Annotated in this window: 3 protein-coding genes; 2 read left to right on the forward strand and 1 reads right to left on the reverse strand. The window is 65.0% G+C overall.

Features of this window, described 5'->3' with window-relative positions:
- Positions 1-1,525, reverse strand: a 1,525-nt coding sequence (locus tag EOA85_RS19020) for an autotransporter assembly complex family protein (RefSeq protein WP_164759745.1), incomplete at its 3' end; no start/stop codon positions are given.
- A gap of 278 nt (positions 1,526-1,803) precedes the next feature.
- Between EOA85_RS19020 and EOA85_RS19025 the strand changes: the two genes are divergently transcribed.
- Positions 1,804-7,284, forward strand: coding sequence for an alpha-2-macroglobulin family protein (locus tag EOA85_RS19025; protein WP_127210762.1), 5,481 nt, complete (start codon positions 1,804-1,806; stop codon positions 7,282-7,284).
- Between the two features lie 195 nt (positions 7,285-7,479).
- Positions 7,480-9,147 (forward strand): penicillin-binding protein 1C (pbpC, locus tag EOA85_RS19030; protein WP_127210763.1); only part of this gene is annotated, 1,668 nt, incomplete at its 3' end.

The raw sequence follows: 9,147 nt of genomic DNA on the forward strand, positions 1-9,147 counted from the left end.
CGGCCAAGACGAACTTCGAGGCCGCGTCGAGCGACTGATAGGCCGACCCTTCGCCCCTCAGCTTGACGAAGGCCGCACCGTTCAAAATGTCGTAGCTCGGCTCGGCATAGGCCAGCGCCCTGAATCCCGTCGTCGGATTGAGCCGGCTGTCCCGGTTGTCGAAGACATATCGCAGCGGAATGCTGGCTATCAGATAGGTGTGCTTGCCGAAGGAATCGGTGATCTTCGAATAGTCGAGCGCGACTTCCGCGGAAACCGTCTGCTGCCTGTCGAGTTCATAAGACAGGCCGGTGTTGCCCTTGACCGAGAAATGGTCGTAGGCGTCGGGATGCTCTAATACGGTGTTGGCGCCGGCGAAGAATTTCGACGCCGGCCCGACCACGCCCGGTTTTTCGAACATGATGCCGGCATTGTAGTTGAGCTCGGTCAGCTCATTGCTGCCGATACCGCTGATTGCGCCCTCGATGCGCAGCTTTTCGGCACGGCCGAACAGGTTGCGGTGGCCCCAATAGCCTTCAAGGCCGAGCCCCTCGGTGTTGGAGAAGGTGCCGCCAAGGCCGAAATAGCGCGGCTTGCGCTCGCTCACTTCGACGCCGATCGGGATGTTGCCGTCGGCGTCGAGACTGTCGGCCTCCTTCAGCGTCACGCTGTTGAAGACTTCCAGCCCGAGCAGGCGGTCGCGCGCCTCGTCAATTTCTTCCGGCGAATATTGGCGGCCGCGCTTCAGGCCTGTCATATATTCGGTGAAATCGCGGTCGACCTTTTCGGTGCCCTCGACCGTGGTGTCGCCGTAGCCGGCAACCGGCCCGGCCGCCACAGTCAGCGTCACGTCGAGCGTCGAGGTGGCGTGGTCGGCAATGATCTCGCGCTCCGTCACCTTGGCCAGCGGCCTGCCTTCCTCTTTGAGCGCCCGCACGATCGACGCCTCGGCCTTGAGCACGGCACCGGAACCGGCATCGCCGCCGGCGATCAGGCCGAAATCGGCCCCCGCCAGCCCCGCGGCATCGCCCGCCAGCCTGATGTCGCCAAGCGTGAATTTCGGCCCGGTCGCAATGTTGATCACCACCGGAATCGGCTGCGGACCCGAAAATTCGGCGTCGGGCGGCAAATCGTCGAGCGGCTTGCCTTCGATGGTGATGGTGACGACGCCCTCGTAACGGGCGTCCGCATAAAGTGCGGCGACAAGCTGATCGCGGTCGCCACGCGCCTTGGCCAGCAGGCCGAGCGAACCAGAGACTGGACGTTCTTCGTCGTCCTTCAGCGCCGAGGCGTTTTCGAGCTTCTCGGCGAGATCCTCGTCGGCGTCGGGCGCCTCGATGGTCACCGCATAGCGCAACGGATCGACGATGTCGGCATCTTCATCCTCCGACGATCCCCACAGCTTGATGCCGAAGATCTCGAAAGCGGCCGCATTTCCGCTCGCGGCAACCAGTGCAGTCGAACATAGCAAGGAGAAAAGCAAAGCGAGCGAAAACACGCGCCGTGGCGCGGTTCCTCCCGACATCTGCTTTTCATACGCCGACATTACAACTCTACCCTAGCGTCCAAAGCTAAAATTGGAATGAAGTTCTGAATTGCTCGTAAAGGGGCCACAATCCAATTGTCTGAAATGGACAGGGCTTGGAATTCACACCTTCTGCGTCACCGCAAGAATGCGTGATCCCTGTCCTATGGAGGTACTACCGGTCATCGGCCGGAAAGGAAACCGTTGGCAGGCGGATCCTGCCGCGTCCTCGTGTTGACAAGGCTGACTGAAGCTTGAACATGTCCGGACGTAACGTAAAGCAGTGTCTGGAGGGGTTTATGGCAATGCGCGCGGCTCGTGGTCTGTCGATTCTTTTCCTTCTCTTTTTCACCTGGAGCGGTGTCGCGCAAGCGGCCGAAGCGCGCCGGGTGGTGACGTCAGACAATTCCGATTATTTCGGCTTCGATCTCAGATCCGACCAGAATGTCAGCCTCGACCAGTGCAAGACGACATGCCTGGGCGATCCGGCCTGCCGCGCCTTCACCTACAACCCCAAAGCCAAATGGTGTTTTCTCAAATCCGACTACAACACGCTGAAACCCTTCAAGGGCGCCGTCGCCGGCAAGGTCGTTAACATCGATGGCGACCTCGATATCGGCGCGCCGCCGGATCTCGCCTTCTTCCCCACCTGGATGGCCGACCAGGCCCAGCAATACCGCAACAGGCTCACAGGCCCGGCCTACACCAAGCCCACCGAAGGGCTGACGGCACTGAGGGAGGCGGCCGAACAGGCGTCGCTGACCGGCGACCACCGCTCGGCCATGCAGAAATACGAGGCTTTGGTTTCGGTATTGCCCGATGATGGCCAGCTCTGGTTCGAACTGGCGCAGGAAACGCTCGCCGTGCAGCCGACCGCCAACAGCGCGGAGGCGTCTACCCTGCCTGCGAACGCCACCTCCGCCGGCTTCAACGCCTACAAATTGCTGCGCACCACCAAGACGCGCGCCGACGTGCTGGCGCTGCTTGGCGCCGCGCTCGATCGCCGCGACCTCGCCCGGCCCGCCCTGCAGGCTTACGAAGCGAGCCTCGCTCTGCTCAATTCTCCGGCGGTCAAGGCCGATTATGAAGACTTGAAAGCGCGCAAGGGCTTTCGCGTCATCGATCACACGGTCGAAGCCGACACCAGTGCGCCGCGCATCTGCGCGCAGTTTTCCGAGGATCTGGTCAAGACCGGCGTCGACTATTCGCAATTCGTCACCGTCGACAACGCCGCTCCCAAGGGCGTCGAGGCCAAGGACAAGCAGATCTGCGTCGAAGGGCTCGAGCACGGCCAGCACTACGACGTGACCTTCCGCCCCGGCCTGCCGGCCGCCATCGGCGAGGTGATCACCGCACCGGTGGTGCTGTCCATCTATGTGCAGGACCGCGCGCCGTCCGTCCGTTTCACCGGCGACAGCTTCGTGCTGCCTGCCGGCGCGCGCCGCGGTATTCCGGTCGTCACCGTCAACATGAACGCCGCCGAAATGAAGCTCTATCGCATCGGCGACCGCTCGCTGACCCAGCTTCTGTCCGGCTACCAGTTCCTGCGCCAGCTTGACGGCTATGACATCTCCAACATTTCCGATCAGATGGGCGAGCCGGTCTGGCAAGGCCAGCTCGACATCGCCAACGACCTGAACAAGGAAGTCACCACCTCCTTCCCGGTCGACGAAGCACTGCCGCAGCGCAAGCCCGGCGTCTATGTGCTGACCGCGCAACCGGTCGACGAGAATGACAACGACTATGATTCGCGCGCTACGCAATGGTTCGTCGTCTCCGATATCGGCCTGTCGACCTATACCGGACAGGATGGGCTGAACGTCTTTGCCCGTTCGCTCGGAACCGCCAAGCCGATATCAGGTGCTGAACTGACGCTGCTCGCCAGGAACAACGAAATCCTCGGCACCGCAACCACGGACGCGGAAGGCCGCGCCGTCTTCAACCCCGGACTGACGCGCGGCGACGGCGGCATGGTCCCGGCGGTGCTGATAGCCAAGCAAGGTGACAGCGACTTCGTCTTCCTCGACATGGGCCGCGCCGGCTTCGATCTTTCGGATCGTGGCGTCACCGGGCGTCCGGCGCCGGGCGCACTCGACGTCTATGCCTGGACCGAACGCGGCATCTACCGCGCCGGCGAGGACGTCCACGTCGCGGCGCTTGCCCGCGACGGCGCCGCCAAGGCGGTCGAGAACCTGCCGCTGACCTTCATCTTCACCCGTCCCGACGGCGTCGAGAACCGCCGCATCGTCAGCGACGGCGCATCGGCCGGCGGCCACGCCGTCGACCTGCCGCTCGAACCCAACGCCATGCGCGGCACCTGGACGATGGCGATCCACACAGACCCCAAGCAGGCGGCGGTCGCCAGCCAGATGTTCCTGGTCGAGGATTTCGTGCCGGATCGCATCGAGTTGGACCTGTCCTCCGACAAGCAGGAGATCGCGCAGGGCGAAACTGCCAACGTCACCGTCGACGGCCGCTTCCTTTATGGCGCGCCGGCCGCCGGGCTGGCGCTCGAAGGCGAACTGACGCTGTCGACCACCCGTGACTGGGACCGCTTCAAGGGCTATTCCTTCGGCCTCGCCGACGAGCAGTCGGCGGAACCGTCAGTCACGCCGTTCACGGATCTGCCGGTGGTCGGTGAGGACGGCAAGGCGACCTTCCCGGTTTCCGTCGACCAGTTGCCCTCGACCACCAAGCTCGTCGATGCCAAGGTTGCGGTCAGGATGCGCGAGACCGGCGGCCGCGCCGTGGAGCGCTCGCTCAACATCGGCATCCGGCCGCAGGGCCACATGATCGGCATCCGCCCGGATTTCGAGGGTGACGAGGTGCCGCAAGGCGGCACGGCGAAGTTCAGCCTGATTGCGGTCGACCCCGACGGCAGGCGCGAGGCGCTGCAGGGCGCGCAATGGTCGCTGGTCAAGGTCGAACGCAATTATCAATGGTACCGCTCAAGCAATTCCTGGAACTATGAGCCGGTCACCTTCACCAAGTCGGTGGCCAACGGCCAGGTCGACCTGACCGCCGACGGCGAGGCCACCGTGTCGCTGCCGGTCGACTGGGGCCGCTATCGGCTCGAGATCGAGACATCGGACCCGGAAGGCCCGGCGACCAGCTACGAATTCGACGCCGGCTGGTATGTCAGCTCCACCACCACCGAAACGCCTGACGGCCTCGAAATCGCCCTCGACAAGGACAACTACGCGGCGGGCGAAGTGGCCAAACTCAAAGTGTCGCCGCATTTTGCCGGCGAGCTGCTCCTCACCATCGGCGCCGACAAACTCTTGAAAACCGTCACCGCCAGCGTGCCGGCAGATGGCATCACCATCGACATCCCGGTCGGCGACGACTGGGGCGCCGGCGCCTATGTCACGGCAACGCTGTTCAGGCCGGGCGACGCGCAGGAAACGCGCATGCCGGCGCGCGCCATCGGCGTCAAATGGCTGAAGGTCGATCCGGGCTCCAAGAAGCTCGCCGTCACCCTGACGCCCCCGGACAAGACCATGCCGCGCCAGCAGCTGTCGATCCCGGTCTCCGTGGCCGGTATGCAGCCGGGTGCCAACGCCTATGTCATGGTCGCGGCCGTCGATGTCGGCATCCTCAACCTGACCAATTACAAGGTGCCGGATCCTGAGACCTGGTTCTTCGGCCAGCGCATGCTCGGCCTTGAGGTACGCGACCTCTACGGCCGTCTGATCGACGGCTCGCTGGGCACATCAGGCAAGCTGCGCACCGGCGGCGACGGCGCCAACATACAATCGCAAGGCAGCCCGCCGACCGAAAAGCTGGTCGCTTTCTTCTCCGGTCCGGTCCCGCTCGACGCCGACGGCAAGGCGCGGATCGACTTCGACATCCCGCAATTCAACGGCACCGTGCGCGTCATGGCCGTCGCCTGGACTAAGGACGGGGTCGGCCATGCCCAGTCCGACGTGATCGTGCGCGATCCGGTGGTGATCACCGCCGGCCTGCCGCGCTTCCTGGCGCCTGAAGATTCGGCCGTCATGCGGCTCGACGTCACCGACGCCGACGGCCCGGAGGGCGACTATGCACTGTCGATAAACACCACCGCCAATCTTTCGACCGGCAGTGCCGCCCTGCCCGAAAAGCTGACGCTCGCCAAGGGTAAGCGGCAGACGTTAACCGTGCCGCTGATCGCTGAAACGCCGGGCAACGGCTCGATCACCATCAAGCTCGCCCATGCCGACGGCACCGCTGTCGAGCAGACGCTGTATGTTCCGGTGCGCCCGGCGCAATTGCCGGTGACCACCCGCATGGTGGTCGACCTCAAGGGCAATGGCGGGTCGCTGCGCGTCGACAAGGAGCTCCTGGCGGCAAGCGTGCTCGACGGCGCTTCGGTTAGCGTCGGCGTTTCGCAGGCGGCGGCCTTCGACGTGCCGTCGCTCCTGATGACGCTCGACCGCTACGCCTATGGCTGCGCCGAGCAGACCACCAGCCGCGCCATGCCGCTTCTCTATGTCAACGAAATGGCCTCGGGCGTCGGTATGGCCAGCGACGCCGACCTGCGCGGCCGCATCCAGGACGCCATCTACAAGGTGCTGAGCTACCAAGCTTCGGCCGGCAGCTTCGGCCTGTGGGGCCCGGGCTCCGGCGACCTGTGGCTCGACGCCTATGTCACCGACTTCCTGACCCGGGCGCGCGAGCAGAAATACGACGTGCCGACCCAGGCGATGAACCAGGCGCTGAGCAATCTGCAAAACGCGATCGGCTACGACCAGGACGTCAAGGATCGCGGCAGCCAGATCGCCTATGCGCTCTATGTACTGGCCCGCAACAAGAAGGCCTCGATCGGCGATCTGCGCTACTATGCCGACACCCAGATCGAAGCCTTTACCAGCCCGATGGCCGTTGCCCAATTGGCGGCGGGCCTGGCGCTCTATGGCGACACGCAGCGCTCGGAAGCCACCTTCCAGGCCGCCCTGCAACTGGCCAGTTCAAGCTCAGCATACGACTACTATAGGTCCGATTATGGCTCGCCGCTGCGCGACGGCGCGGCGATGCTGGCGCTTGCCGCCGAATCGAAGCCGGTGCCGACGATCGTGCCGACGCTTATCAAGCGGGTGACGCAGGAACGCGCCGCCGTCAGATGGACCAGCACGCAGGACGAGTCCTGGATGCTGCTGGCGGCCCGCGCACTGAAGGCCGGCAACGATTCGATCGCGCTGACCATCAACGGCGCGCCGCATGCCGGCGCCTATTCGGACCAGATCGCCGGCAGCGACATTGCCGACAGCCCGCTGACCGTCGCCAACACCGGCAGCAATCCGCTGCAGGCGGTCGTCACCACGGTGGCCTCGCCGATCCAGCCGCTGCCGGCCGGCGGCAACGGCTTCACCATCGGCCGCACCTACTACAAGCTCGACGGCACCGAAGCCAATGTCACGGAGGCGACCCAGAGCGAACGCTATGTCGTCGTGCTCAATATCTACGAGCAGAACAAGTGGCCGTCGCGGCTCGTGATCACCGATCTGCTGCCGGCCGGCTTCGAAATCGACAATCCGGGCCTGGTTTCCAGCGCCCAGTTGTCGAACTTCTCGTGGCTGGCTCAGACCGACGCCGCCCATCTCGAATTCCGCGACGACCGTTTCGTCGCGGCCTTCAATCCGAACGATGGCGACGGCGACCGCAACATTACGCTCGCCTATGTCGTGCGCGCGGTGACACCGGGCACCTATGCTCATCCGGCTGCAACGGTCGAGGACATGTACCGGCCGCAATATTCGGCCCGCACCGCGACCGGGATGATGGAGGTCAAGGCGCCATAAGGCGCCGATGGTGGCGAATATGGCGATGGCGCTGCCCCTCATTGCCCTGCCGGGCATTTCTCCCCGTACAGAGACGGGAAGAAAGAAGCTTGCGCCGAAGTTTTCGCCAACCTCGAACGTCGCAGAAAAGGCGCCAAGGGTCGCGACAGCCCCCTTCTCCCCGTCACTATACGGGGAGAAGATGCCGGCAGGCGGATGAGGGGCAGCGCGGTGCTTTACCGAAAAATCCTGCGCCGCCGTTCGGCCATCGCCGCCGCCTCCCTCGCCGGCTTTGCAGCAATCGCCGCGGGCGGGCTTTGGCAGCTCGACCGCGCCTTTCCGCCGCCGCTGCCGGCCGAACTCACCGTGTCGACCGAAGTGCAGGACCGCGACGGCCAGCTGTTGCGCGCCTTCGCCACGCCGGATGGCTATTGGCGGCTCGCCACCCGCCTCGACCAGGTCGACAAGCAGCTCGCAGACATGCTGGTGATTTACGAGGACAAGCGCTTCTGGGACCATGAAGGCGTCGACGTGCTGGCGCTGGCCCGCGCCGCCGGCCAGTTCTTAAAAAGTGGCCGTATCGTCTCCGGCGGCTCGACGCTGTCGATGCAACTCGCCCGGCTGGCAGAGCCGCGCGACAGCCGCAGCCTAGGCTCGAAGATCAAGCAGATGCTGCGCGCCCTACAGATCGAGCGGCGGCTTACCAAGCGTGAGATCCTCGAACGCTATTTGACGCTGGCGCCCTATGGCGGCAACCTCGAAGGCGTGCGCGCCGCCTCGCTGGCTTATTTCGGCAAAGAGCCGAAGCGGCTGACGGTCTCGGAGGCGGCCCTGCTTGTTGCCCTGCCGCAGTTGCCGGAAAAGCGCCGGCCCGACCGCAATCTCGCAATCGCTCATGCCGCCCGCGACCGGGTGCTGGCGCGCATGGTTTCATCGGGCCTGCTCGGCGAGCGCGAGGCCGCACGTGCCGCGCTCGACGACGTTTCAGGCGTCCGCCGCACGCTGCCGGCGCTCGCCGCTCACGCCGCCTACGCGGCGCTTTCCAAGGCCGGCCCCGGCCAGAAGCTACAACTGACGATCCGCAAAAGCGTCCAGGAAGGGCTGGAACAGGTGGCCAGGGATGCCGCAACCAGGCTCGGCCCCCGCCTGTCCGTCGCCATGGTGCTGGCCGACGCCCGCACCGGCGAGATCCTCGGCGAAGTCGGGTCCGCCAACTATTTCGACGCCAGCCGCTCCGGCTGGATCGACATGACCAGAATCGTCCGCTCGCCCGGTTCGACGTTGAAACCGTTCATCTACGGGCTCGCCTTCGAACAGGGCTTGGTCGCGCAGGAAACGCTGATCGACGACAGTCCGACGGATTTTTCCGGCTACCGGCCGAAGAATTTCGACATGGGCTACCAGGGCGACGTCAGCATCCGGCAGGCGCTGCAACTGTCTCTCAACGTGCCGGCGATCAGTGTGCTCGACGCGGTCGGGCCGGCGCGGCTGCTCGCGCGCTTCCGGCAGGCCGGCGTCACGCCGATCCTGCCCGTCAACAAGGCGCCGGGTCTCGCCATCGGCCTTGGCGGCGTCGGCGTGACGCTGCGCGACCTCGTCCAGCTCTATGCCGGGCTTGCCAATGGCGGCAAGGCCCACACGCTGCATGACGGCACCGAGCCGGCGAATGCCGAACGCGCCACAGCTACCATACTTGACGATCAGGCGAACTGGCAGATCACCGACATATTGTCGGGCGTCAAGCCGCCCGAGGGTGCCGCCCGGCGCGGCATCGCCTACAAGACCGGCACCTCCTACGGCTACCGCGATGCCTGGTCGGTCGGCTTCGATGGGCGCTACGTGCTGCGCGTCTGTGGCGGCCGCCCCGATGCCTGCTCCGTGCCT

The sequence above is a fragment of the Mesorhizobium sp. M5C.F.Ca.IN.020.29.1.1 genome, assembly GCF_003997375.1.
GTDB lineage: Bacteria > Pseudomonadota > Alphaproteobacteria > Rhizobiales > Rhizobiaceae > Mesorhizobium > Mesorhizobium wenxiniae.